21 protein-coding genes are annotated in these 24,630 nt (G+C 60.4%); 8 read left to right on the forward strand and 13 right to left on the reverse strand.

The features are described 5' to 3' along the window. The first annotated feature begins 287 nt into the window (after positions 1-287). Positions 288-2,189, forward strand: a complete 1,902-nt coding sequence (locus ASE04_RS02675) for a potassium transporter Kup (protein WP_056811562.1) — start codon at positions 288-290, stop codon at positions 2,187-2,189. A 34-nt stretch (positions 2,190-2,223) separates the two neighbouring features. On the opposite strand, the gene ASE04_RS02680 is transcribed toward ASE04_RS02675, so the two are convergent. Further along, entirely contained in the window at positions 2,224-3,117 is an 894-nt protein-coding gene (locus ASE04_RS02680) for a LysR substrate-binding domain-containing protein (RefSeq protein ID WP_056811564.1), read from the reverse strand. A 109-nt stretch (positions 3,118-3,226) separates the two neighbouring features. Here ASE04_RS02680 and ASE04_RS02685 point away from each other — a divergent pair, with 109 nt between their 5' ends. Further along, positions 3,227-4,480 (forward strand): aromatic ring-hydroxylating oxygenase subunit alpha, encoded by a 1,254-nt coding sequence (locus ASE04_RS02685; protein ID WP_056811567.1) that lies wholly within the window; start codon positions 3,227-3,229, stop codon positions 4,478-4,480. Then, a complete protein-coding gene (locus ASE04_RS02690) occupies positions 4,470-5,552 on the forward strand; it encodes an FAD-binding oxidoreductase (protein WP_056811571.1) in 1,083 nt (360 codons plus the stop codon). Before ASE04_RS02685 ends, ASE04_RS02690 begins: the two co-directional genes overlap by 11 nt. Before the next feature lie 262 nt (positions 5,553-5,814). On the opposite strand, the gene ASE04_RS02695 is transcribed toward ASE04_RS02690, so the two are convergent. After that, a complete protein-coding gene (locus ASE04_RS02695) occupies positions 5,815-7,851 on the reverse strand; it encodes an NADH:flavin oxidoreductase (RefSeq protein WP_056811576.1) in 2,037 nt (678 codons plus the stop codon). 146 nt (positions 7,852-7,997) lie between these two features. Between ASE04_RS02695 and ASE04_RS02700 the strand changes: the two genes are divergently transcribed. After that, complete coding sequence (locus ASE04_RS02700) at positions 7,998-8,627, forward strand: TetR/AcrR family transcriptional regulator (RefSeq protein ID WP_056811847.1); 630 nt, start codon at positions 7,998-8,000, stop codon at positions 8,625-8,627. 10 nt (positions 8,628-8,637) lie between these two features. Continuing rightward, positions 8,638-8,775, forward strand: coding sequence for a hypothetical protein (locus tag ASE04_RS30570; protein WP_156408685.1), 138 nt, complete (start codon positions 8,638-8,640; stop codon positions 8,773-8,775). Here the strand turns inward: ASE04_RS30570 and ASE04_RS02705 are convergent. Both ASE04_RS02705 and ASE04_RS02710 read right to left on the reverse strand, forming a co-directional pair. Next, positions 8,770-10,089, reverse strand: coding sequence for an epoxide hydrolase family protein (locus ASE04_RS02705; RefSeq protein WP_056811579.1), 1,320 nt, complete (start codon positions 10,087-10,089; stop codon positions 8,770-8,772). The genes ASE04_RS30570 and ASE04_RS02705 overlap by 6 nt on opposite strands. A gap of 22 nt (positions 10,090-10,111) precedes the next feature. Continuing rightward, entirely contained in the window at positions 10,112-10,504 is a 393-nt protein-coding gene (locus tag ASE04_RS02710) for a cupin domain-containing protein (protein ID WP_056811584.1), read from the reverse strand. A gap of 263 nt (positions 10,505-10,767) precedes the next feature. Here ASE04_RS02710 and ASE04_RS02715 point away from each other — a divergent pair, with 263 nt between their 5' ends. Then, positions 10,768-11,709 (forward strand): alpha/beta fold hydrolase, encoded by a 942-nt coding sequence (locus ASE04_RS02715; RefSeq protein ID WP_056811587.1) that lies wholly within the window; start codon positions 10,768-10,770, stop codon positions 11,707-11,709. A 24-nt stretch (positions 11,710-11,733) separates the two neighbouring features. On the opposite strand, the gene ASE04_RS02720 is transcribed toward ASE04_RS02715, so the two are convergent. After that, entirely contained in the window at positions 11,734-12,183 is a 450-nt protein-coding gene (locus tag ASE04_RS02720) for a MarR family winged helix-turn-helix transcriptional regulator (protein WP_244490319.1), read from the reverse strand. A gap of 188 nt (positions 12,184-12,371) precedes the next feature. Between ASE04_RS02720 and ASE04_RS02725 the strand changes: the two genes are divergently transcribed. Together ASE04_RS02725 and ASE04_RS02730 are read left to right on the forward strand one after the other, a co-directional pair. Next, complete coding sequence (locus tag ASE04_RS02725; protein ID WP_056811593.1) at positions 12,372-12,812, forward strand: VOC family protein; 441 nt, start codon at positions 12,372-12,374, stop codon at positions 12,810-12,812. 137 nt (positions 12,813-12,949) lie between these two features. After that, the gene (locus ASE04_RS02730) at positions 12,950-14,140 is read left to right on the forward strand and encodes an NADH:flavin oxidoreductase/NADH oxidase family protein (RefSeq protein ID WP_274533860.1); all 1,191 of its coding nucleotides are present in this window, start codon (positions 12,950-12,952) and stop codon (positions 14,138-14,140) included. An 80-nt stretch (positions 14,141-14,220) separates the two neighbouring features. Here ASE04_RS02730 and ASE04_RS02735 read toward each other — a convergent pair whose 3' ends face one another. From ASE04_RS02735 to ASE04_RS02770, 8 genes are all read right to left on the reverse strand, one after another. Further along, on the reverse strand, positions 14,221-15,840 hold the full coding sequence (locus tag ASE04_RS02735; RefSeq protein WP_156408696.1) for a GMC family oxidoreductase: 1,620 nt from the start codon (positions 15,838-15,840) through the stop codon (positions 14,221-14,223). Between the two features lie 2 nt (positions 15,841-15,842). Further along, the gene (locus tag ASE04_RS02740; RefSeq protein ID WP_056811599.1) at positions 15,843-17,372 is read right to left on the reverse strand and encodes an FGGY-family carbohydrate kinase; all 1,530 of its coding nucleotides are present in this window, start codon (positions 17,370-17,372) and stop codon (positions 15,843-15,845) included. A 97-nt stretch (positions 17,373-17,469) separates the two neighbouring features. Further along, positions 17,470-18,312, reverse strand: a complete 843-nt coding sequence (locus ASE04_RS02745) for a class I fructose-bisphosphate aldolase (protein ID WP_056811602.1) — start codon at positions 18,310-18,312, stop codon at positions 17,470-17,472. Then, positions 18,285-20,033, reverse strand: a complete 1,749-nt coding sequence (locus tag ASE04_RS02750) for a glycerol-3-phosphate dehydrogenase/oxidase (protein WP_056811605.1) — start codon at positions 20,031-20,033, stop codon at positions 18,285-18,287. The genes ASE04_RS02745 and ASE04_RS02750 overlap by 28 nt, the downstream gene beginning before the upstream one ends. Positions 20,034-20,045: 12 nt before the next feature. Then, entirely contained in the window at positions 20,046-21,041 is a 996-nt protein-coding gene (locus tag ASE04_RS02755) for an aldo/keto reductase (RefSeq protein ID WP_056811608.1), read from the reverse strand. Further along, the gene (locus tag ASE04_RS02760) at positions 21,038-22,045 is read right to left on the reverse strand and encodes a sugar-binding transcriptional regulator (protein WP_056811610.1); all 1,008 of its coding nucleotides are present in this window, start codon (positions 22,043-22,045) and stop codon (positions 21,038-21,040) included. Before ASE04_RS02760 ends, ASE04_RS02755 begins: the two co-directional genes overlap by 4 nt. Before the next feature lies 1 nt (position 22,046). Continuing rightward, positions 22,047-23,036, reverse strand: coding sequence for an ABC transporter permease (locus ASE04_RS02765; protein ID WP_056811614.1), 990 nt, complete (start codon positions 23,034-23,036; stop codon positions 22,047-22,049). Between the two features lie 22 nt (positions 23,037-23,058). Beyond that, the gene (locus ASE04_RS02770) at positions 23,059-24,585 is read right to left on the reverse strand and encodes a sugar ABC transporter ATP-binding protein (protein WP_056811853.1); all 1,527 of its coding nucleotides are present in this window, start codon (positions 24,583-24,585) and stop codon (positions 23,059-23,061) included. Positions 24,586-24,630 lie beyond the last annotated feature (45 nt).

A 24,630-nucleotide genomic window follows, 5' to 3' on the forward strand; every position in this document is an offset into this window, starting at 1 on the left:
TTGACCCAGTTCAACCAGCAGACGGTTGTTTCCAGGCATTCATCTCGAAAACGAGCTATTCGAAGGCCGCTTCGATCAAAAGGTCTCATCGGCTTCATTGGGAAACTCTCTTTGATGAAGTGAGTCCCGTACCATGAAGCAAAGCTGGTGATGAAGCACCGAGTCGAAGGCTGGCTTGGTTCCTCTGTCGCGGATTGTGATCTCGACTGCCGTCTGTTTGCCAATGCCTGCCGATTTGCATACAAGCTCAGCCAAAGAGCTCGCATTTTCGACCAAGGACCGCCCTTTTGACCTATCCGCAGCTTCGTTCCGAAGACCCGGAAATCGGACATGAAACCAGCAGGGGGACTGCGCCTCTCGTGCTTGCCGCACTTGGCGTCGTTTACGGCGATATCGGCACGAGCCCGCTTTATGCATTTCGAGAGGCGCTGCACGCGACGGCCGGACTGGGTTCACACCGCGACAACGTGTTCGGGATCCTTTCGTTGATCGTCTGGGCTCTCACGGTCGTGGTGACGGTGAAATACGTAACCTTCGTCCTGAAGGCGGACAACCATGGCGAAGGCGGTACGCTTTCCTTGATGACCCTCGCTCGAGAAAGCATTCCGGGCCGACCTCTCTGGATTATGGTGTTGGGCGTCGCGGGTGCTTCCCTCTTTCTCGGCGACGCGATCATTACGCCGGCTATCTCGGTCCTGTCCGCCGTCGAAGGTATCCAGGTCGTCGCTCCGGCGCTCTCCCATTGGGTGGTACCGATCACGCTGACGATCATCGCGATACTGTTCATCATTCAGCGATTCGGAACCGGCGGGGTGGCTGCCGTGTTCGGTCCCGTGATGGCGGTTTGGTTCGCCGTCCTGGGGATCAGCGGCGGCATCCACATTCTGGACGATCCGGCGATCCTCGGAGCGATCAACCCGATTCACGCAATCCAATACGCTGGTAATAACGTCGGCCTTGCCATCACGGTTTTGGGCGCGGTTTTCCTGGCAGTCACCGGCGCCGAGGCACTCTACGTCGATCTTGGGCATTTCGGCCGGCGACCGATCGTTATTGCGTGGTTTGTGCTCGTCTTCCCGTGCCTTCTCCTCAACTATTTCGGCCAGGGCGCTTTCGTACTGGCAAATCCGGACATGGCGTCACATCCGTTCTTCGGGATGCATCCGGACTGGGCGCGCGTGCCGATCGTATGCCTTGCCACTGCGGCGACAGTGATTGCCAGCCAGGCGGTGATATCGGGCGCTTACTCCCTCGTCCGGCAGGCCATGCACCTCAACCTGCTGCCGCGCATGCAGATTCTCCACACCTCAGAAACCCACTCCGGCCAGATCTTTATCCCGCAGGTCAATTCGTTCCTCTTCGTTTTCGTAGTGGCGTTGGTCCTGTACTTCAGGAGCTCGAGCGGACTGTCGGCGGCCTATGGGATCGCGGTCACCGGCGAGATGCTGATTACCAGCATCCTGCTGTTCGTTGTCATGCGGCATGTCTGGAACTGGAAGATGCTAACCGCGGCCGCGGTAATCGCTCCGCTTCTCCTCATAGATACCGGCTTCTTCGCCGCCAATATTGCGAAGTTTCCCGATGGCGGCTGGGTTCCGATCACCGTGGCGTTGATCATGGGGCTGATGATGCAGACGTGGATTTCCGGCAGGCGGTTGCTTGCCGCGCGAACGCGGGCAGACGAGATCCCGTTGCGTTCGATCATCGACAGGCTCGCGCAAAAGAAGCCACCGACGGTCCCAGGCACCGCGATTTTCCTGACGAGTGATGTCGAGGGCGCACCGACGGCGCTGCTGCACAGCTTGAAGCATTACAAGGTGCTTCACGAACAGAACATCATCCTCAGCGTCGTGACCGCGGCAACTCCATTCGTTCCCGACGACGACAAGATATTTCTGGAAAGCTTCAATCCGCTGTTCAGCCGGCTGGTGATCACGTTCGGCTACATGGAGACGCCAAACATCCCGCGTGTCCTTGCTCTCGCGCGAGAACTTGGCCTGACCTTCGACATCATGTCGACATCCTTCTTCCTGTCGCGACGAACAATCCTGCCTTCAAAAAAGGGAGGCATGCCATTCTGGCAGGATCGGCTGTTCATCGCGCTTGCACGAAATGCCGGAACCGCAACCGACTATTTCGGCCTTCCTTCCGGTCGGGTCGTGGAACTCGGGCTACAGACGGTCATCTAGTCGAAAAAGGAAAGCCGGCCTGTGTCAGAGGCCTCTAGCGTCGGTGGGTCAATGCGTTGGCAAGCCACGTGACTGCATGTTCAGCGGCATCGCTTCTTCGCGTTTTTACCGGAATAAGCACGTGGAACCTTTCCACTGTCGGCATCTTAGCATCCTCAAGAGCGACCAGAGTTCCGTCATCGAGGAACGTCTGAACGAGAAGTCGCCACCCGAGCGCGATCCCCTGCCCGGCCCGTGCGGCCGCGATCGTTTCGGTGTAATGACTGAAGCGCAGATGGGGCCGCACTCGGAGATCGCGCCCTGTTTCCTCGACCCAATGCGCCCAGGAAAGCCAGGTTCTGTCCTGCGCATCCGTCTCGATGAACTCGTCGGCGTCTGAGAGTTCACCAGACTGTCTCCGTCGCTGATAGTCCGGCGAGCATACGGGAACGACAAAGTCCTCCTGCGAGGCGACGATCTTCGCGTCGGCGAATGGCGGCCTTCCATATCTTATGGCTATGTCCACACCACCGGCATCAAGATCGATCCTGGCATCCTGGGAAATCACCCTGATCTGGACGCCGGTATTCTCCCGTCGAAACTCTGCGAGCCGTGGCAAAAGCCAGAACGAGGAGAACGCCACCGAGGCTCCAATGGTGACCACGCCTTGCTGGGACGATCTTACCGCGTCGACTGTATCCGCGATGTTGGCGAAGCTCTGTGCCAATGTCGTGCCGAGCGCCAAACAGGGTGGAGTAGGCTCGATCGCACGATGCCTTCGTATGAAGAGAGCTAGACCAAGCTCCTCCTCGAGGACCGCTATCTGGCGGCTCACTGCTGCCTGCGTAACACCCAATTCGACGGCTGCGGCCGTGAAACTGCGATGCCGGAGCACTGCCTCGAGAGTCAACAGCGCGGTTAGTGATGGAATACGCCGCCGAAAGTTCATCAACGCTACCTTCGCATTACCTAAAGTTATGGATCGCTAAAAATTAATGCCGTTGAAGCCTCTGGGACGCAAGCGCAAACTGCCGGTCATAGAACCACGAGAGGTTATCATGCTCAACAAGCTGCCATCTGACATCTCTGCCCTGCTCGAAGCCCGCGCCAACGGTCATTCGTTGCCCGCCGGCCTCTACACGCGCGATGACGTGTTCGATGCGGATATCGACGTCTTCTTCCATAAGCACTGGATCTGCGTTGGCCTCGACTGCGATGTTCCGGAAGCAGGCGACGCGACGGTTGTCGATATCGGCAAGACAAGCCTGATCCTGCTTCGCGACGACGACGGCGAGCTGCGTGTCCTGCACAATGTCTGTCGTCACCGTGGCTCGCGGTTGCTTGACGCAGGAAAGACAATCGTTTCGAAGCTTGTCTGTCCTTATCACACCTGGACCTATGAGCTCACCGGCGAGTTGGCCTACGCCCCTCATATGGGCAAGGACCTCGACAAGCAGTGTCACAGCCTGAAGCCGGTGAATTTCAAATCGATCGGCGGCCTTGTCTACGTATGCCTCTCGGACACCCCGCCGGAGGATATCTCAAATCTCGAACATGCCATGATCGAGCGCCTGGCCCCTTATGACATTCGCAATGCCAAGGTCGCCCATCAGACGGATGTGATCGAGGACGGCAACTGGAAGCTCACGATGGAAAACAATCGCGAGTGCTATCACTGCTCCGCCAATCACCCCGAGCTCTGCGTGTCCTTCGTCGATCTCGATTTTGGCTTCGATCCCGAAACGCTGACCCCTGAAGATCGTGAGCAGGCCGAAGAACACTTCCGCCTTTACGATGAAAGGACGAAGTCCTGGGAGGCCGACGGCTTCCCGTCCGCTGCGGTCGAACGGCTGGAAAACTGCGCGACGAACTTCCGCACCCAGCGGCTGATCATTGCGGGCGCCGGCGAATCCCAGACCCATGACGCGACGGCGGCCTCGTCCAAGCTGCTCGGTCACATGACGCGCAAGGATCTCGGCGACACCCACCTTTGGGGCCACAATAGCTGGAACCACTTCATGGGCGACCACGCGATCGTTGCGACCGTCATCCCGCTTTCCGCCGGTCGAACGCTCGTCAGAACCAAGTGGCTCGTGCACAAGAATGCCGTAGAAGGCAAGGACTACGACCTCGACAAGCTGACCGACGTCTGGATCGCAACGACAGACCAGGACGCAGATCTTGTCGCCCGCTCGCATGCGGGCGCCCTCGACCCGGCCTATCAGCCTGGCCGCTATTCCAAGTTCTCCGAAACCAACCTCGACAAATTCGCGACGTGGTACATCGATCGGATGCGCGCTCATGGGTATTGAATTCCAACAACTGACGCGGGCTGACACCGCGACCTGGGATCCCGAGCAGGACGAGACGCTCGTCTGCCTCGATGTCCATCAGGAGACGCACGATGTGAAGAGCTTCACGTTCGCCTCTCCTGAAGGCAAGCGGTTCAACTTCGACGCCGGACAGTACTTCCTCTTTGACTTCCCGACAGGCTCGGACGGGGAAGCCCGCTGTTACAGCATCGCGTCATCGCCGCACCGTAGGAACGCGTTCACCGTGACCGTCAAGCGCGTGCCCGGCGGTAAGGTCTCGAATTGGCTGCATGACAACCTGACGGCCGGCATGACGGTCAAGGGTCAGGGACCGCTCGGCCACTTCATGCGTCCGAAGGGCGAGAAGAAGAAGCTGCTTCTGATCTCGGGGGGCTCCGGCATCACCCCTGTCATGTCGATCACGCGTGATCTTGCGGATCAGTATGAGGCCACCGACATCGTCTTCCTGCATGCGGCGAGAACGCCCTCAGACCTGATTTTTCGTCAGGAGCTTGCCAGTCTTGCCGCGCGAATGAAAGGATTGCGTCTGCAGTTTCTGCCTGAGACAGTAGCTGGTGAACCGTCCTGGCCTGGTCTGACCGGCCGGATCTCGCCCGAGTTCGTCAGGCTCGCGGTGCCAGACATCGCCGAGCGCGTCGTGATGTGTTGCGGTCCCGCGCCTTTCATGGCGGCCGCTCGCTCGATCTCCGCAGTTCTCGGCGTCCCGCCATCCGACTATATCGAAGAGAGCTTCGACGCGGCCGTGATCGACCAACCGGGCCTCGATGTCGAGGCGCAACCTGTCGGCAAGATCTACCAGGTCGAGTTCTCTAAGCAGAAGAAGACGCTGGACGTATCTGCCGATCAGACGGTGCTTGCGGCTGCGAAGAAGGGAAGCGTACGGCTTCCTTCCTCCTGTTCGAACGGCGTCTGCGGTACATGCAAGTCCAAGCTCGTCTCGGGCTCCGTGGAAATGAACCACCACGGCGGCATCAGGCAGCGCGAGATCGACGCTGGAATGTTCCTGCCATGCTGTTCGAAGCCACTTAGCGATCTCGTCATCGAGCGTTGACCTGGGAATACCGGAAGAGAAATCGTCACCATCATCGAGCGCGTCCGTGTTCAAGGACGATCGCCGCCCCTCCCTCTCGACGCCAGGCGCTCGATCAATCCGAAGATTTCCGGGACCCCGCGACGACCATCCGGACTTCCGACAAGACGGTCGTATGCTGCGAATATGGCGTCTAGGAAAAGCTGGAGATGTTCAGTTCTTTTACTCATCTCTAGACCCATCGAAAAACGAGACGCACCGGCCGCGTTGGCCGGTCGAACGGTTAGAGATCCTTTGCTATGCGCAGGCCGTCGTAGATCGCAGCATGCGTGTTGCGCGCAGCGACGGCGTCACCGATACGGAAGAGCTGGAACTGCCCATCATCGTTACGCGTCACCGACTGCGCTTCACCCGACAGAAGCTGGTCGTATGACGTCTCGCCGAGGTTTCGAGACAGCGGCTTGAGCTCGAAGTAAAGCTCGTCGAGTGGGATCGTGCCGTGATTGACCACGATCTGATCGACGACCCGCTCCTTCGTAACGCTGCCGTAGTCGCTTCCGACTTTCGCGACGATCTGGTTACCGCTCTTCTCCGCCGCCTCCAACCGGAACGTGACCGTGAAGGTGACGTCCAACTTCTGCAGCGAGCGCATGTAAGGCACGAGATTCATGGCCATGACCTCAGGAGCGAAAGACCGGTCCGGCGTCATGATTTCGACTTTCGCGCCCGCCTTCGCGAGGAATTCGGCTGCCTGCAGACCGGCATGATCGCCGGCATCGTCGAATACGAGCACGTTGGTGCCCGGCTTCACGTCCCCCGAGATGATGTCCCAAGAGGAGACCACGAGCTCGTTGCCCTTCGTCAGGACATCGGTATGTGGCAAGCCGCCGGTGGCGATGATGACGACGTCGGGCTTTTCAGCCGTGATCGCTTCAGCTTCTGCCCAGGTGTTAAAGTGGAAGGTGACGCCCAGCTTTTCGCACTGGCTCATTCGCCAGTCGATGATGCTGATCATTTCACGTCGACGTTCACTCTGCGCCGTGAGGCGAATTTGACCGCCCGCGTTGTTCGCAGCTTCGAAGACGACCACGTGATGGCCGCGCTCAGCCGATACGCGCGCAGCCTCAAGGCCCGCCGGGCCGGCACCAACGATAACGACTTTCTTGCGGACTTCAGCCTTCTTTACGATGTGCGGCATTGTCTGCTCGCGACCAGTCGCGGCGTTGTGGATACAGAACGCCATGCCGCCCTGGTAGATGCGGTCGAGACAGTAGTTGGCGCCCACGCAAGGACGGATGTCCTCCTCGCGCTTCTCGATGATCTTCCGCACGATATGCGGATCGGTCATGTGAGCGCGGGTCATACCGACCATGTCGATCTTGCCGGCAGCGATCGCGTGACGTGCCGTTGCCACGTCCGGGATTTTGGCCGCATGGAACGTCGGGAAGTTCGTCGCCGCGCGGATCTCACCGGCGAAATCGAGATGAGGAGAGTTCGCCATACCCTGGATCGGAATGACGTCAGTCAGACCGGGATCTGTGTCGATATGGCCGCGGATCACATTGAGATAATCGATCAAGCCGCTGTCGCGCAGCCTCTTTGAAATCTCGATCCCCTCTTCCTTGCCCGTGCCGCCAGGAAGGCGCTCGTCCGCGGTGTAGCGAATGCCGAGAATGAAGTCGTCGCCGACGCGCTCTCGCATCGCCCTGAAGACGTCAAGACAGAAACGCATGCGGTTTTCGAGCGAGCCGCCATATGGACCGTCGAGTTCATTGGTGAGCGGAGAGGCAAACTGATCGATCAAATGGCCGTAGGCCTCAAGCTCGACGCCATCCATGCCCCCCGCCTTCATGCGCTCGGCCGCATCGGCGAAATCCTTGATGATACGCTCGATATCCCAGTCTTCGAGCTTCTTCGGAAACGCCCTATGCGAGGCTTCGCGTTGATGGGATGGAGCAAGAACAGGTAGCCAGTCGCCCTTGTCCCAGCGGGTGCGACGACCAAGATGCGTAAGCTGGATCATGATCGCCGAGCCGTGCTCGTGCACAGCATCGGTCATTTCACGAATCCACGGAACGATCTCGTCCTTATAGGCGAGCAGGTTGTTGAAAACCGGCGGGCTATCCCTTGAAACCGCTGCGGACCCAGCGGTCATAGTGAGGGCGACGCCACCCTTCGCACGTTCGACGGTGTAGGCACGATACCGCTCCTTTGGCATTCCATCGTCGGGATAAGCCGGCTCGTGAGAGGTCACGATGATACGGTTGCGGAGGGTCAGGTGCTTCAATTTATACGGCTGAAGAAGGGGATCGTTCGACATGCGTCGTGCTCCGGATTAGCAACATCGGCAAGACGCTAAGTGAAACTGTACATACGTGTCAACGAAGAAACCACTTACGTCTTCATTTTTGACACTGGTGTACATTTTGATTGTGACGATCGTCGCGATTTGTTATGATATCGATCATGGACCAGAATTTGAACGACACCGGATGGCGCGGATCGCAGGAAGGTTGGCTTGAAGCCGCTTATTCCTCCCTCATCGATTCCGGCGTCGATTCCGTTAAGATTCTACCCTTGGCGAAGAAGCTGAAGCTATCCAGAACGAGTTTCTACTGGTTCTTCAAGGATCGCGAGGAACTCCTCGACGCCCTCGTGCAGAAGTGGCGGGATAAAAACACCGGCAATCTGATCAAGCAGTCCGAGGCGTATGCGGAGTCGCTCGCAGAGGCGATGCTCAACGTCTTTGACTGCTGGCTGAACAAGAATCTCTTCGATTCTCAGTTCGAATTCGCTGTCCGTAGCTGGGCCTTGCAGTCGGCGGACATTCTCAAGGAGGTACAGGCTGCGGACCAGACGCGGGTAGAGGCGTTGTCGAAGATGTTCATGCGGTTCGGTCTGAAGGCTGCTCCGGCCGACGTTCGCGCACGGACAACCTACCTTGTGCAGATCGGCTACATTTCGATGCAGTCGCAGGAAGACATCACTGTTCGAATGAAGCGGATTGCGGAGTACATTGCGATCTACACAGGTGAGATTCCGCAACAGCGGGAGTTGGATCGCTTCTTCGCCCGCCACGGCTACAAACCAGGCTAGGAAACAACGAATGAGCGGGTCGATCAAAATAGGCATTGCCGGCGCAATCGGCGACATCGCCGTCGACCAAGCCGACGCCATTTTGGACATGCCGCCGCCGATGCAGCGGTTCGCCTTACGCGGCACTCCTCCTCTTCCGTATTCATAATCGCATACTGCGAAACGCTGCCCTGATTTCCTGCGCAAAGAGTTCCGGTTCCTCCCAGGCGGCGAAGTGGCCTCCGCGCGGCGCAACGTTATAATAGACGAGCTTCGGATATGCGCGCGCCAACCACTCCCTAGGGGGTCGGTACACCTCACCAGGAAACACGGTGACGCCGACCGGAACCTGAACCGGGGACAGTTTCGCACCCGCAACGGTGTTTTCCCAATAGATGCGTCCGCTCGATGGTCCGGTATTGGTCAGCCAGTAGAGGGTGATGTTGTCGAGTATCGCGTCCTTCGAGAGAGCCTTCTCCGGCTCCCCACGGGTAAACACCCAATCCGCGATCTTGTCGTACAGCCAGGCCGCCAGCCCGACTGGCGAGTCCGCGATGCCGTAGCCGATCGTCTCCGGACGCGTATTCATGATCGCGGCGTAGCCGAAGCCATTGCTCAGGAAGGCCTTCGCCTCTTCGAAGATTTTCATCTCGTCGGGGGATAGGCTGGCGGGAGCCGGAGCACCGCTCCTCAATGCCAGGGCAGCGTCAGGAGGGAACGTTGTGGCTCGCTCGATGCGATTGACGTGAATGCCGAGCAGGCCATCGGGTGCCTGCCGTCCGAGGGCGTCGGAAATGATGGCACCCCAGTCGCCGCCCTGGGAGACGTAGCTGTTGTAGCCGAGACGCTTCATGAGCGTGTCCCATGCGCCAGCAATCCGCTGTGGGTTCCAACCAGTTGTCTCGGGTTTTTCCGAGAAGCCGAAACCGGGGATGGAAGGCAGCACAAGATGAAAGGCGTCTTCGGCCTTGCCGCCGTGTGCGGTCGGATCGGTCAGCGGACCGACGACCTCGAGAAGTTCGAACACGGAACCCGGCCAACCATGCGTCATCACCAGCGGCATGGCGTTTGGATGCTTCGAACGGACGTGAATGAAGTGAATGTCGAGCCCGTCGATATTGGTCAGAAACTGCGGATAGGCGTTCAGCCGCCTTTCGGCGCTGCGCCAATCATAGTCGGTCCGCCAATACTCGACCAACTCGCGCAGCTTCGCGGGTTGTACTCCCTGCGACCGATCACTGACCGTTTCATCGTCGGGCCAGCGGGTGTCATCAAGTCGCCGCCGCAAGTCGGTCAATGCTGCTTGCGGGACCTCTGCTCTAAACGGACGAATTTCGCTGTTCGATGTCGCCTTCGCCGCTTTGCTTTCTGCCGCATCCACGATCGACGGCGAGACAGCGTTGTACAAGACAACTGCCGCCCCTCCCATCAGTAGCGCACGGCGAGACAGATCGATAGCATCGGGTCTTGTCCGTTCGGTCATGACACGTACTCCTTGCTGCTGGCTATTTTACCGGTTCCACGAGTTTCGCATTTATGGTGACGACGTAAGTCGCCAGTTCGGACGCCTTGCCAATACCGACATTTCGCGCAGAGTGGGCAACACCATCCGGTATGAATAGGGATTGTCCTGCCTTGAGCGTAACGGCCTCCCGGCCTTCGAGCTTGTATTCGACCGCACCTTCGATGACGTATGCGATTTCCTCGCCCGGGTGCCTATGGTTCCCCGCAGCCGCACCCGGGGCGAAATCGACACGAACTTGGACGACCTCCTTATTCGGGACACTGATCTGGTTCTTTACGAGATCGGTACGACTGATCTCTGGCTCAGCCTGGGCAGGCTGGAAGGCGAAAGCGGCGGCAAGAAGTGCCGCGGGAACGATGAACCGAGCATTCATTGGATTACTCCTCCGTTGATGAGACAGGTGCGACTGCACCGCTCTTGCCTCTCCAAAATTGCGCTGCTTGGTATCGTCTGTGTTTTACAAACCGGCTAAAATGTAACAAAGCGTCAGCGCCGGCTCGCCCAATACAATACGATACAAAAAGCTCTGCTACCGAGGTTGTTTAGTGATTGACCATATGTTGCATATGCATCATAGAAAGCGCATTCGAAATTGGTTCAGCGCCTGCTGTCCCGGAAACACGAAGGAGTCTTGAGATGTTGAAATACTCCATGCCGCTCTTCTTCTCGATCGCGTTGAGCGCCCCAGCTACTCTTGGAGCCGGCCCAGCGTCCGCAGCCAGCCGCCTCGAAATCGGCTACATCGATGTCACGCCCGACATCACCCTTCGGCGCATGGTCGCCGGCAGCGGAAACCCGAAGGGCACGATACTCTTCCTGCACGGTTTCCCGGAGACCTTGCTGGTCTGGAAAGATATCGCCACCAAATTGGCGGACGACTATGAGGTTCACGCCATGGACTGGCCCGGCTATGGGCTTTCATCGCGTCCTGCGTCGACAAACTTCTCTTATTCTCCAATGGATTATGCGGACGTCCTGAGAGCTTATGTCAAGGCCGCCGGCATTGATCGCTCGAAGCTGACGATCTACGCGACCGATATCGGTTCGCTGCCTGCGCTTCTGGCTGCCCTCAACGAACCAGACCTTGCAAGAGAGATAATTGTTGGAGACTTCGCGCCCTTCGATCGGCCGTCCTACATGTACGAAACACTTCAAAACTTGAAGAACGAGCCTGCGGCAACGAAGACCCGTGCGTATATGAACGAGACCCGCGCGGAGATCCTGGCGAATGCCTATCGTCGCGGCTTACCCGCCGAGGAACAGTTCGATCTTCCACCCGATGTCCTGAAGGACATGACGGAGGGATGGAGCCAAGGCGATATCACGTCCGCCGATGCCTTCTACCACTATTATTCGCACTTTACCCGAGACCAGCACTACCTGGAGGCACACCTCGCCGACCTCAAGACGCCCGTGAAAGTCGTCTGGGGCGAGAACGACCTCTACATCAAGAAAGCTATGGGCGAGGAGTTCGCGCGACGAACCGGTGCACCTCTGACGATCTTGCCAGGGGTCGGCCACTACCCGCATCTTCAGACACCGCAGGACACGGTCGCCGAGATCCGCGGTGAGAACTAGGGACAACCGGACTGTTCAGTTCGGCTACCTTTCTCTTGGAAGGCTTTGGGCTATGTCGATGATTGCCTTCGCGCCGTTCTTGCCAACAAGTCGTGTCGCCTTTCGCTGTGCCTGGCGCCAGGCCGGGCCGGCGCTATCGAGCAGCTTTTTCCCGGTGTCCGAAATGATAACCGGGCGGCTGCGGCCGCCCTCGGTCGGAAGCTCCTCAATCCAGCCTTCCTTGAGCAGCGGCACGAGGTTGCGGGTCAAGGTCGTTCGATCCTGGAAGTTGGCGCGACCGATTTCGGCACGGCTGGCACCACCCAGTTTCGCGATCAGGATGAGCATCGAGAACTGGGAGGCATTCAGGCCATAACCACGCAGTTCCTGATCATAAATATTCGTCAGGACCCGGGAGATACGTCTGGCACGCGTCATCAGGCATCCTGATACCACCTCGCCAACGATATCGGACGTGGGGTCTACTGCATGCATCATTCATCTCCAAGCAAGGAAAGGGTCCGCCCCAAATAGTGTATATACAACACGCAGTCAAATGCTGGGGATAATCGAACCCAGCGTCTTCAAAGCCGCAAAGCCCGTTCGATTTGCAGCGGGGGAAGCATCGAAGGCATCGGCCGACATTAGCGGCCATCAAACAACATCGAGAAGGAAAAAGAGTAATGAACGAGAGAGCTATCGCTAGATCGGCCCCTGATGCACAGCAAGCACGCGGCCTACCCAGTCATTCCACCGTTGGCACGAACGATCTGGATGCCGCTTCGGCGTTCTATGACCGGTTGTTTTCGATATTCGGCATCGGCCGGGTATTGGTTCAGCCCGGTCGCGCGGTTTACTATGGACACCAAACTCTGGAGTTCGGAGTCATCAAGCCGTTCGATGGAGCACCGGCAACTGTCGGCAATGGCGGCATGGTTGCCTTCGAGGCCCGGTCGCGGGCCCAGATTGACGAGGTTCACGCGGCCGCGCTGGCCCTGGGCGGACTGGACGAAGGTGCTCCGGGAGCACGCGGTCCTGACGGCGGCGACCCCTACTGTGCCTATTTTCGCGACCCGGAGGGCAACAAGTTTCTGGTCTACCATAAAGGCCCAGACGCAGAGTGAAACCGCATTCAGGAGGCGTGGGGATCCCGCCTCCATCATCACATAACGCGCGCGTCGCTGGACGCGGGCTGCCACACTTTCGATAGATAGGACCGGGAGTACCGATCGCGGAAATCCTCAAGCAAGCTCGTGGAAACCTGTTCGAGCCGCTTCAGCTGCCGTCAGGTGCGATACTCAAGAATCGAATTGTGAAATCAGCAATGTCGGATTCCTTGGGAGACGGAACCGGGCATCCGACAGAACCGCAGATGAGGCTTTACCAGCGATGGGCCGAAGGTGGTTTAGCCGCCTCGATAATCGGTGAAGTGCAACTCACCTCGCACTACGCCGAAAATCCGGGCAACCTCGTGCTCAACGAAGAGTCGGACCTGGAGCGGTTTCGTGCACTCGCGCTTCGTGGCAGCGGAAACGGCACAAACCTATGGCTGCAACTCGGCCACGCGGGAGCACTCGCCTACGCGCCAACAAGCAACCGCAAGGGACCGACGGCTTTCGACCTGCAGGGGCTACGCTGCACGGAGATCACGCAGGAAGAAATCCGCGCACTTCCTCTCCAATTTGCCGACACCGCGCGCCTGGCAAAGCAGGCGAGCTTCGGAGGCGTGCAGATTCGCGCGGCACACGGCTTTCTATTGAGCCAGTTTCTGTCGCCACTTTTCAACAAGCGACGCGACGAATACGGGGGCGAAATAACCAATCGCATGCGGCTGTTGCTGGAAGTCATCGACGCAACCCGCGCAGCAGTCGGACCGGCCTTTCCGATAGCCGTGAAGCTGAACTCTTCCGATGAACTGGAAGGCGGCTTCAAAAACGACGATGCGCTCGAGCTTGTGGCGGCATTGGATCGAACGTCGATCGATCTGATAGACATCAGCGGCGGCACGTACTTTCCTGGCGCGAAATCAGCATCGGACAGGTCCGGACGGGGACCCTATTTCCTCGAATTCGCAAAACATGCGCGCTCTATGACCACGAAGCCCCTCATGCTGACAGGGGGCTTCAAGACGCACGCACAGGCAGAAGAGGCGGTAGCAAGCGGCACGGTCGACTTAATCGGTCTCGCTCGCGCGCTTGTCCTCGAGCCTTTGCTGCCGAACCTTTGGCGAGAAAACAAGTTGGACGAGCCGATCTTTCCAAGGTTTTCGGGAACCCCGGAGGGCGGGGTTACGGCGTGGTACACCATGCGGCTCGCAGAGATCGCCGCTGGCACGGAAGGCTCAGCATTCGGTGACCTTGAAGGGGCGATCCAAGCCTACGCAGCCCGCGACGAGTCTCGAACAAAAGTTTGGTCGGCGCATTTCCAGAGGTATTCAGTCGGAACAAGCTGAAACCGACCGCGCCTGCGAAGCGGTCTTCTCGGCAGCGCGAACTCTCTAAAGTTCCACCGGACGGACGAAACCGTTGTCCACTAGCGCATCCTCAACGCCATCTCCGCTGCCTTTTCCGCGATCATGATCACGGGAGAGTTCGTATTGCCGGACACGATCGTCGGCATGACCGAGGCATCGACAATGCGAAGCTTCTCAAGCCCATGCACGCGCAACTGCGTATCCACCACCGCCATCGGATCGCTTCCCATCCTGCAGGTGCCGACAGGATGAAAGATCGTAGTGGCGATATCGCCGGCACGCCGGATCAGTTCGTCATCGCTTTGATATTCCCGCCCCGGCAGCATCTCCTGCGGTCGAAAACGGGAGATGGCCTTCGTTTCCATCAGGCTGCGCGCATGGCGGACAGAATTGGCCGCGAGCAGCCGGTCGCCCACTGTCGACAGATAATTCGGACGGATTTCAGGGGCTGCCGAGGCATCGCGTATCGCCATGTGCACGGTGCCGCGACTTTCAGGGCGGAGATTGCAGACAGAGACAGTTACCGCGGGATAGCGATGCAGCGGCTCGCCGAGCCGGTCGGTGCTGAGCGGCTGGACGTGATATTCGAGATCGGCGGTGGCAACGGATGGGTCGCTCTTGGCGAAGATGCCGAGCTGGCTCGGCGCCATCGAGAGTGGGCCGGAACGGCTGATCGCATACTGCAAGCCCATGCCGGCACGGCTAAACAGGTTGTGGTAAAGCTGGTTCAGCGTGCGCGCGCCCTCGATCTTGAAGACGGTTCGGATCTGCAGGTGATCTTGAAGGTTTTCTCCGACGCCCCGGAGCTCATGATGCAAGGGAATGCCGAGGCTCTGGAGAAGATCCGGGCGCCCGATGCCTGAGAGCTCCAGAATTTTTGGAGAGTTGATAGCGCCTGCAGACAGAACCACCTCGCGCGACGCGCGGGCGATACAAGCGCGACCATTCAGGCGAAACCGTACACCCGTCGCCGTCTTACCCTCGAATTCCAGCCGCTCGGTCTCGGCGCTGGTCAGCACGCGCAGGTTCTTCCTCTTCATCGCCGGGCGCAGGAAAGCCTTCGTCGTGTTCCAGCGCAGGCCGCCCTTCTGGTTGACCTCGAAATAGCCGGAACCCTCATTGTCGCCGTCGTTGAAATCCTCGGTCTTGCGGATTCCGAGTTCTTCCGCCGCATCGCGAAACGCATCGAGGATGGGCCAGGATAACCGCTGGCGCTCGACGCGCCATTCGCCGCCCGCGCCATGCATAGTCGATTTGCCGCGATAGTTGTCTTCCGATTTCAGGAAATAGGGCAAGACGTCGTCCCACCCCCAGCCCGCGTTGCCCGCCTGCCGCCAGCCGTCGTAATCGGCCGCCTGCCCGCGCATATAGATCATGCCGTTGATCGACGAGCAGCCGCCGAGTACCTTGCCGCGCGGATAATTCAGGGCGCGGCCATTGAGGCCTTTTTCAGCGGCCGTCTTCATCATCCAGTCGGTGCGCGGGTTACCCATGCAATAGAGATAGCCGATCGGCACGTGCACCCAATGATATCGATCCGAGCCGCCGGCTTCCAGCAGCAGCACGCGATTTTTCGGGTCGGCCGAGAGGCGGTTTGCCAGCACGCAACCGGCCGACCCCGCGCCGACGATGATGAAATCGTAGCTGCCTTCATCCGCTGGCGTCTCATTCATGGGCATGGTCACGCTGCAACTCCTGTTGCGAGGCTCTGCGCCTCCGAAAGCCGCCGCCATAGCGGCGTCATCGCCTCGGCAATATCCTGGTAGAGCCCGTAGCGACGATTATAGTGGGCCTTAAGCGCGCCGTTCGGCTGATAATGCCGGTCGGTGCGGACCATTGCGGCGGCACCTTCGGTGAAACCGGCAAACAAGCCGACACCCGTCCCCGCCGCGATTGCGGCCCCGAGCGCCCCGGTTTCCCGCGACACCGCGACAGTGACGGGAACACCGAGAACATCCGCAAAAATCTGCGGCCAGAATTGGCTCCGCGAACCGCCGCCGGAGAGCACAGCCTCCTCGAACGTTGCACCTGCCTTGCGGATCGTCTCGACATGCTGGCGATGGCCGAAGGCGACGCCTTCCAAGAGCGCCCGGATCAGATGCCCCTTGGTATGCCAGCCGGCCATCCCGTAGAAGCCAGCCCGCGCGTGGCCATCCTGCTGGGCGCCATAGAGATAGGGGTGATAGAGCGGATCGTCGGGCGCTGGCGTGACCGCGGCTGCAAGCGCGCAGGCCGCATCGAAGGGCGAGACGCCTTCCTCATGCTCCCCTTCGAAAAACTCTCGCACCAGCCATTCGAGATTGGCGGCCGACGTGGCGCTGTTTTCCATTGCCATATAGCGGCCGCGATCGAAGGTGGAGGACATGAAGACGGGGCCATTGAGATCGGGACCATCGATGATCACCTGATTGATGCTCCAGGTGCCAGCGATGATCGAGGCGCTGCCGGTGCGCGACACACCTGAGCCGAGCGCCGACGCCACGACATCGAACAGTCCGCCGATAACAGGCGTGCCGGCCGCAAGCCCGGTTTCGGCAGCCACCTCTTCCGTGACATGCCCCGCGATATCGGCGCTTTCGATCAGCGGCGGCAGCACGTGCATGCATTCTGCCAGACCGTAGGCCGCCATCAGTGTCCTGTCATAGCGGCGGGCCGCAAGATCGAGCAGGCCGGCGCCAGACATGTCGGACACTTCGCTGACGCGACTGCCGGTCAGCCGGTTGACGACGAAATCCTTGGAGAAGAACACCGTGCCGATGCGCTGGAACAGGTCCGGCCGGTGGCGCTTCAGCCAGGCAAGCAGGGTCGGCGTCTGAGAGGGCCAGGGGCGCTGGCGGGCAATCGGGGCCGTGCGGTCACCAACCCCCTCCGCTGCCCATTCCTCGACAAGTCCGGTCGCGCGCGTATCGATCGACTGGATACCGAGAAGTGGCTGGCCGTCACGATCGAGCGCATAAAGACCATTGCCATGGCCAGCGCAGCCGATCGCCGCGATATCCTTGGCATCAACGCCCGCCTTGTCGACGCAGCTGCGGATCACCCGTTTGGCATTGGCCCAGAGTTCGCCGAGATCACGCTCGACATGGCCTGGGCACGGCATGCGACTATGACCCTCCTCCCCGGCATAGGCCACCTCCCGGCCATTGAGATCGAAGATCACGGCCTTGATGACGGTGTTTCCGGCATCCAGCCCCAACAGATACTTTTCCATTCCGAACCCCTCCCAAGGTTCTGACAGTTATGCGCGATTTTGGACCAAAGCCGAGTGCCAAACTCTTCTCTGCGCGGAGAGGAGCAAACTCGTGCGATTATCCTCGCTGGTAAAGTGCGAAGGCCTCCTCGCCGCTCGCATCCTCGTGAATGATCGCCATCAGGCCGCGCACGACCGCATCCGGATTGGCGTGCTGGTAGATGTTGCGCCCATAAACCATGCCCATTGCGCCCTGCCGCATCAAGGCCGCGGACTTGGCAAATACGGCTCCAAGGTCTTCCTTTCCACCGCCCCGGACAAGCACCGGGCAACGCGCCGCCTCCACCACGCGGTGGAAATCATCAGCGTTCGTCGTCGGATCGGCTTTGACGATATCGGCGCCCATCTCCCGGGCAAGGCGCGTGAGCGTAACGATCTTGTCGGCATCGCCATCGACCATGTAGCCTCCGCGCTCGGTCACCGGCTGCATGACCAGCGGTTCGATCATCAGCGGCATTCCGTATTTCTCGCAATCGGCCCGCACCCGGGAAATGTTCTGGACGCACTGGCGAAAGAGATCCGGCTCGTTGGGCAGCATGAAGAGGTTCACGACGACGCAGGCTGCATCCATCTGCAGCGCGCCAACCAGTGGCTCGGCCTCGTTCTGCAGCACCGCCCACATGTCGCGATGGCGGATGCGGTTATAAGGATTGCCCATGTCGAGACGCATGACGAGCGCAGGCTTGTCCTTGCCCGGCATGTCCTGCAGCAAGTCGGCCTGGCCGTAGTTCATCTGGATCGCATCGGGCTTGGCATCGACCAGTGCCTTCACGACAACGGGCATGTTCTCCAGGCCATCGAGGAAAGATGGCTCGTTGCAGACGCCATGGTCGATCGCGACATCAAGGCAACGGCCGTTGCCGAACAGCCGGTTCATCCGGACTTTGCGGTTGTCTCGCATACTTCACTCCTTTGTTCGTTCCTTGCGGAAAGGGTTTCTTCGCAGACGCCGTGGCGTTCGCGCATGAGGGTCAGGAAACGGGTGCGCTCCTCGGCGGCCCGCTGAGGCGGCCAGCCTTTTTCGGCGGCGAGAATGTCGAGAACGGCATCCGCCATCTCGAGCGAGAGTTCGCCGGTGATGGCAAGCGTCATGCGCCGCAGCAGAATGTCGTCCAGATGCTCCACCGCTTCGCTGCGAATAAGGAAGATGAGCTCGCGAGCGCTGTAGCCGGCATGAGGCAACATGCGATCCGGCGCCACCGCAATGAAGCGGGCGACCTCGGCGGCATCCGTGCCATAGCGTGAAAAGAGTGCGGTGGCGCGATCCTCGGCGAGGCCCGTGGAGGCCGCGAGCCGTTGCAGCCAATCGCCCCGATCCTCGGGAAAGTCGCGCCCGCCACCGAAGGTCCGCTCCGCGGTATCGAGGCGACGTTGCCGGCCGAGGCGTTCCAGCGCCATGTCCGCGGCCAGTTCGCCGAAGGAGCGGAAGGTGGTCCACTTCCCGCCGATCATGCAGAGCACCGGTGGGCCGCCGTCGCTGCCCTCGATGACCGTGCAGAAATGGTCGCGCGGGATGCGGCCGGTAAAGCTGTCCTTGCTGGCGGGCAGCGGCCGCACCCCGGCAAACTGGAAGACGATCTCCTCCGGCCGGATCACGACGCCGGGTAGCACGAAGGCAAGCGATTGCAGAATATAATCGCGCTCGTCCGCCTCGCAGCGCACCGTGCCGGGGTCATCGACCCTTATGTCCGTCGAGCCTACCAACACCTTGCCGAGATAGGGAAAGAGGATGCAGATGCGCCCATCCTCGTTCTCGTAGTAGATCATGTGGCCATCTAGCATCTCGCGCAGGCCGACATTGTCGATGATCAGGTGCGAGCCTTTAGTGCCCCCCATCAACGGCGCTGGGCGGCCCTTTTCGGGAAACAGTGCGCCGTTGGCGATATCGATCCATCCACCGGTCGCATTGATGATCAATGCCGGCTTGATTGGCAGTGTCCCGCCCGAGACACCGTCGCGCAGCAGAAACTCTCCGCCCGCATCCTGCTCGACGGTCGCATAGTTCAGCGCGGCGGCATTCGCGCTCGACGTGAGGCCGTCAACCAGCAATTCCATCCCGATGCGCTCCGGGTGGCTTACCCAGGCATCGTAGTAGGTGGCTGAGTTTCGGATCGAGGGATTGAGCGCCGGCCATTTGGCAAGCGTGCTCCTGCGCCCGCGAAACTCGTGGCGTGGCATCAGCGCGCGCTTGCGCGTCAGAAAGTCGTAGATGCTGAGCCCCGCCTTGATGACCACGGCGCCGCGACGGCTCGGCCGGCGGCTAAGCCCAAGGAACCGGACGATTCCATTGGCAAGGCCGGAAAACACGTCGAAGATCGGAACCGTCGTTGCCAACGGCGCCACATAGTGCGGCGCATTGCGCAGCAACCGGTCCCGCTCGACCAGGGATTCCTGCACGAGGCCGAATTCGCCGTTTTCGAGGTAGCGCAGGCCGCCATGCACCATGCGGGAAAGCGCGGCACTGGCACCGGAGCAATAGTCCGCCTGCTCGACAAGCAGCACGTTGACGCCCTGCAACGCCAGCTCGCGAAAGACGCTGAGCCCGTTGATCCCGCCGCCGAGGACGCACACGTCCACCTTCGGGCTTTTGCGAAGCCCGTCCAATGTCTCTTTACGGTTCATGATGCTAGTCCGTTATCCGTCCATATGGGCGAGCTTGGCCGAGAGGGCCGCGTCGATAGCCTTGAGATCGTCGACCGAAAGCCGAAGGGTGCCGGCCCTTGCATTGTCGAGCGCCTGCGCCGGGTTGCGAGCGCCACAGAGGGCGAAGGTGATCCCCGGCTGCGCCAGCGTCCAGGCGATCACCACCTGGGCAATGCTCGCATCATGCCGCGCCGCGACCGGCCGGATGGCATCAGAGAAGTCCTTCGCCTTCTGCCGATTGGCGACCGAGAAGCGCGGGTTGTCCTTGCGCTGGTCGTCGCCGGAGAAGACGCGGTCCGGCCCGACCGTGCCGGAGAGCAATCCAAGCGCCAGCGAGGAATAGCTGAGCGTCGACACGCCGCTTGCAACAGTGAGCGGCAGCAGGTCCGCCTCGATCTCGCGATCGATCATGCTGAACCGCTCCTGGATCGCATCGAGCGACCCGGTTTCGATATACCGCCGGAGCTCGGACCGATCGACGTTGCTGGCGCCAATGGCGCGGATCTTTCCCGCCGCCTTCAGCTCTTCCAGCGCCCTGACCGTCTCCTCGATCGGTGTCGTCGCGTCCTGCCAATGGGTGATGTAGAGATCGATATGATCGGTGCCGAGCCGACGCAGGCTTTGTTCCACCTCGTGGATGATCGCATCCCGGCCGAGGTAGCGGTGAACCGGCTTGCCGTCCTGATCGAAGAAATGCTGGCCCTGCTGCGTATGCCAAACGAGACCGCACTTCGTCGCGATCACGGCCTGGTCACGGCGTCCGGCAAGCGCCTTGCCGACGATTTGCTCCGAGCGGCCAAGGCCGTAAGCGGGCGCAGTGTCGATGAGCGTGACACCCGCATCCAGCGAGGCCTGGATCGCGGCGATCGATTCTGCCTCGTCGGTCCCGCCCCACATCCAGCCGCCGATCGCCCATGTTCCAAGCCCGACAGCCGAGGCTTTGACGCCGGAACGCCCGATCTCGCGGGTCAACTGCTCGCCGCTCATGCCTGATGTCCTTCCTCGGATGCTATTTCAAGAATGCGCGCCCCGGTCGCCTCGTCGGTCACCAGCGTGTCGAGATGGTTGCCCCTGAGAACGCTGAGGATGGAGCCGGCCTTGTTCAACCCGCTCGCCACTCCGATCTTCATCGGGATGGAGGCAAACTCCTCCAGAGTCAGCGAGACCAGCGCGCGATTGAGGCTGTAGCCGCAAACCCGACCTTCGCCATCGAGCAGGTGTGCAAGCAGCTCGGAGCTCGCGCCGGCGTGCTCAATTGCCATGCGATCGGTGCTCGATGACGGATGCAGGTCGTAGTAGGTCGAGTCGCTGCTCAGGATCGAGCCGATGCCCACGACGGCAACCTTCGCCTCACGCGCCCGCTGGAAGACATCGGCGACGGAGCGCATGGCCATCAACATCGCGCGCTGCTCGGCGTTATCGGCAAAGAGCGGCGCGTGGATCTGATAGGAGCGGCCACCCAACCGTTCCGCCATCAACGTCGAGACGTGGTTGACATCGGTATAGTGCTTACCCTGAACGCAACCGGTCGCGGGGATGACTTCGACATCGAAGCGGCGGCCAGGCTGCAGGCCGGCGACGACGGCGCTGACGCCCTTACCGCCGGTGATGCAGATCGTGTCGCCATCGGCGATCTCTTCGATCAGCAGCCGGGCTGCGGCCTCGCCGACCGCCTGAAGTGCCGTCTGCGGATTGTCGGAGACGGTCGGCACCACGACGGCGCGGCCAATGCCGCCAAGCGCGAGCAGCCGTTCTTCCATATCCACCAGCGGCTCGACTGGCGACTTGATCTTGATCTCGACGAGGCCGAGCTGGCGACCGCGCTTGATCAGCCTGTTGACGGTGGCATGCGAGATTCCGAGCTGGTCGGCGATCTGCGCCTGAGTCAGGCCTTCAAGAAAGTGCAAGACGAGCGCCTGGTGCATCTGGCGCGCGATGACGATTTCCTCACGCGGCGCTGTAGTCTTGGGTTTCAGTTTGGCGATCGGCATATCAGACGGCCTTCCGCTTGTGCAGGAAATGATCGATGGAAACGGCGGCAAGGAGAATGCACCCCTTGATCATGTCCTGCCAATAGACGGAGACGTTCAGCAGGATCAACGATGAGGTGACGACCGAGAGCAAAGCGATGCCGAGGATGGCGCCGAGAATGGTGCCGGAACCGCCGTTGAGCGAGGCGCCACCGATCACCGCGGCCGCGATGATGTTGAGCTCCATGCCGACACCGAAGGTCGGTGTCGCGGCGCCGAAGCGGGACATGTAAATCACCCCGGCGACACCTGCGAGCGTGGAGCAGAGCACCGTGACCCAGAACTTCACCTGATTGGTCTTGATGCCGGAATAGAGCGCCGCCTTCTCGTTGCTGCCCGTATAGAACACCTTGCGGAACGCCGTTGCCCGGCGCAGCAGGAAATCGAACAGGACGACGACGGCGACGAAGATCAGAATGACATACGGCACACCATGGAATGTACCCTGACCGACGGCCTTGAAGCCGGCCGGCAGTGTGAAGAGCGAAAGCGGCGTGCCCTTCGTGATGATGAGGCAGAGCCCGCGCACGATCACCATGCCCGCAAGCGAGGTGATGAAGTGATTGAGCCCCACCACGGTCACGAAGAAGCCCATGATCGCACCGATGACGCCGCTGGCAAGGATGCCGATCAGCGATGCCGTCCACGGGTCGAGCCCGGCGAGGAACAGCGAGCCGGAAAGCACCATCGCAAAGCAGACGACCGAACCAACAGCCAGATCGATGCCGCCGACGATCAGGAGGATCGTCATGCCGACGACGACGATGCCTTCGACGGAGAAGCTCATCAGCATGGCGCGGAAGTTGCCCAGCGTGAGGAAGTGCGGCGAGGCAAAGCTCATGGCGACGCAGAGGGCGAGGATGATCGCGATCAATCCCGCTTCACGCATCGTGCCGATGCGTTTCCACGCCCCTGCCTTCGGTATCTCCGCCGTCATCGTGTCGATTGCCATGCCCGTTTCTCCCCTTCCATCTTCACGCGGCATGATCTGCCGTCCTTGCTGACCCGATCCCTGATGCCAGGCGGATCACGGCCTCTTCCGTCATGTTGTCTGCACTGAGTTCGCCGGCGATGCGCCCCTCCCTGACGACCAGAACGCGGTCGCAAAGCCCGAGCAACTCCGGCATCTCAGACGAGATGACGACGACGCCGATCCCGGAGCGCGCAAGCTCCCGCAACAGACGATGGATCTCCGTCTTTGCACCGACGTCAATGCCGCGCGTCGGCTCGTCCATCAGGATCACCTTCGGCCTGACGGCGAGCTGCTTGGCGATCGCCACCTTCTGCTGGTTGCCACCCGAAAGCGATTTGACCGGCGCCTCGACGCCGCCCATGCGCACGCCAAGCCGACGCGCGAAATCCTCAGCAAGAGCTGCTTCGGCTCGACCGTTCAGCAGGCCTGCGTGATTGGTGAAGGCCTTGAGGTTCAGCACCGAAATATTCTGGGCGATCGACATCTCCAGGAACACGCCGGAACCCTTGCGGTCTTCCGAGAGGTAAACGATGCCGGCCTTGACCGCATCCGCATAGGTGTTGATCGCCTGCGGCTTGCCATGCAGGCGGATGGCACCGGCCCTGCGCGGCCGAAGCCCGCAGATGCCTTCGGCAATCTCCGTGCGGCCGGAGCCGATAAGCCCGCCGATGCCGAGAATTTCGCCCTTGCGGAGCTCAAGGCTCACGTCATGGAACCGCTCGCTGTCGCTCAGGCCGTCAACGTCGAGGATCGTCTCACCGCCGACGTCGGCCGGCCCGAGCTTGTCAGGATAGAGCTGAGTGATCTCGCGGCCAACCATGCGACGGACGACATCATCCGGGGTCACATCAGCGATGCGATCGGTGCAGACATAGCGACCATCGCGGAAAACAGTCACCCGGTCGCAGAGACTGAAGATCTCGGCCATGCGATGGCTGATGTAGATGATCGAGATACCGTTCGCCTTGAGATCTCGGATGATCGAGAAAAGCTGCTGTGCCTCGGTCTCCGTCAGAGCCGCGGTCGGCTCGTCGAGGATTAGCACGCGGCAGTCGAGTGTCAGCGCCTTGGCGATCTCGACGAGCTGCTGGCTGGAAATGGGCAGATCTGCAACCTTGCGGCGGACGTCGATGGCGGCAAGCCGGTTCATCACAGCCTGCGCGTCGCGTTCCAGCGCCCGATAGTTCATGAAGGGTGAGCGGCGGCGGTTGGTGGCTGCCATGAACATGTTTTCGGCTACCGTCGCATCCGGGCAAAGCGCGATTTCCTGGTGGACGAGCCCGATGCCGAGCATTTGCGCGGCGGCAGGCGACGATATGCGCACAGCCTTGCCATCGACGCGGATCTCTCCCTCGGTCGGCTGCACAACGCCGGCGATGATGTTCATGAGCGTCGACTTGCCGGCGCCGTTTTCGCCGCACAACGCATGGACCTCCCCCTTCTCGAGGGTGAAATCGACATCCGTCAGCGCCTGGATAACGCCGAATTGCTTGCTAACGCCGTGTATCGACAGAACCGGTTGAGCCATCTTCATCCTCCTCCTCCTTGGAGCACCATCCGCGCCACATGACGC

This window comes from Rhizobium sp. Root708 (genome assembly GCF_001429725.1).
Taxonomy (GTDB): domain Bacteria; phylum Pseudomonadota; class Alphaproteobacteria; order Rhizobiales; family Rhizobiaceae; genus Rhizobium.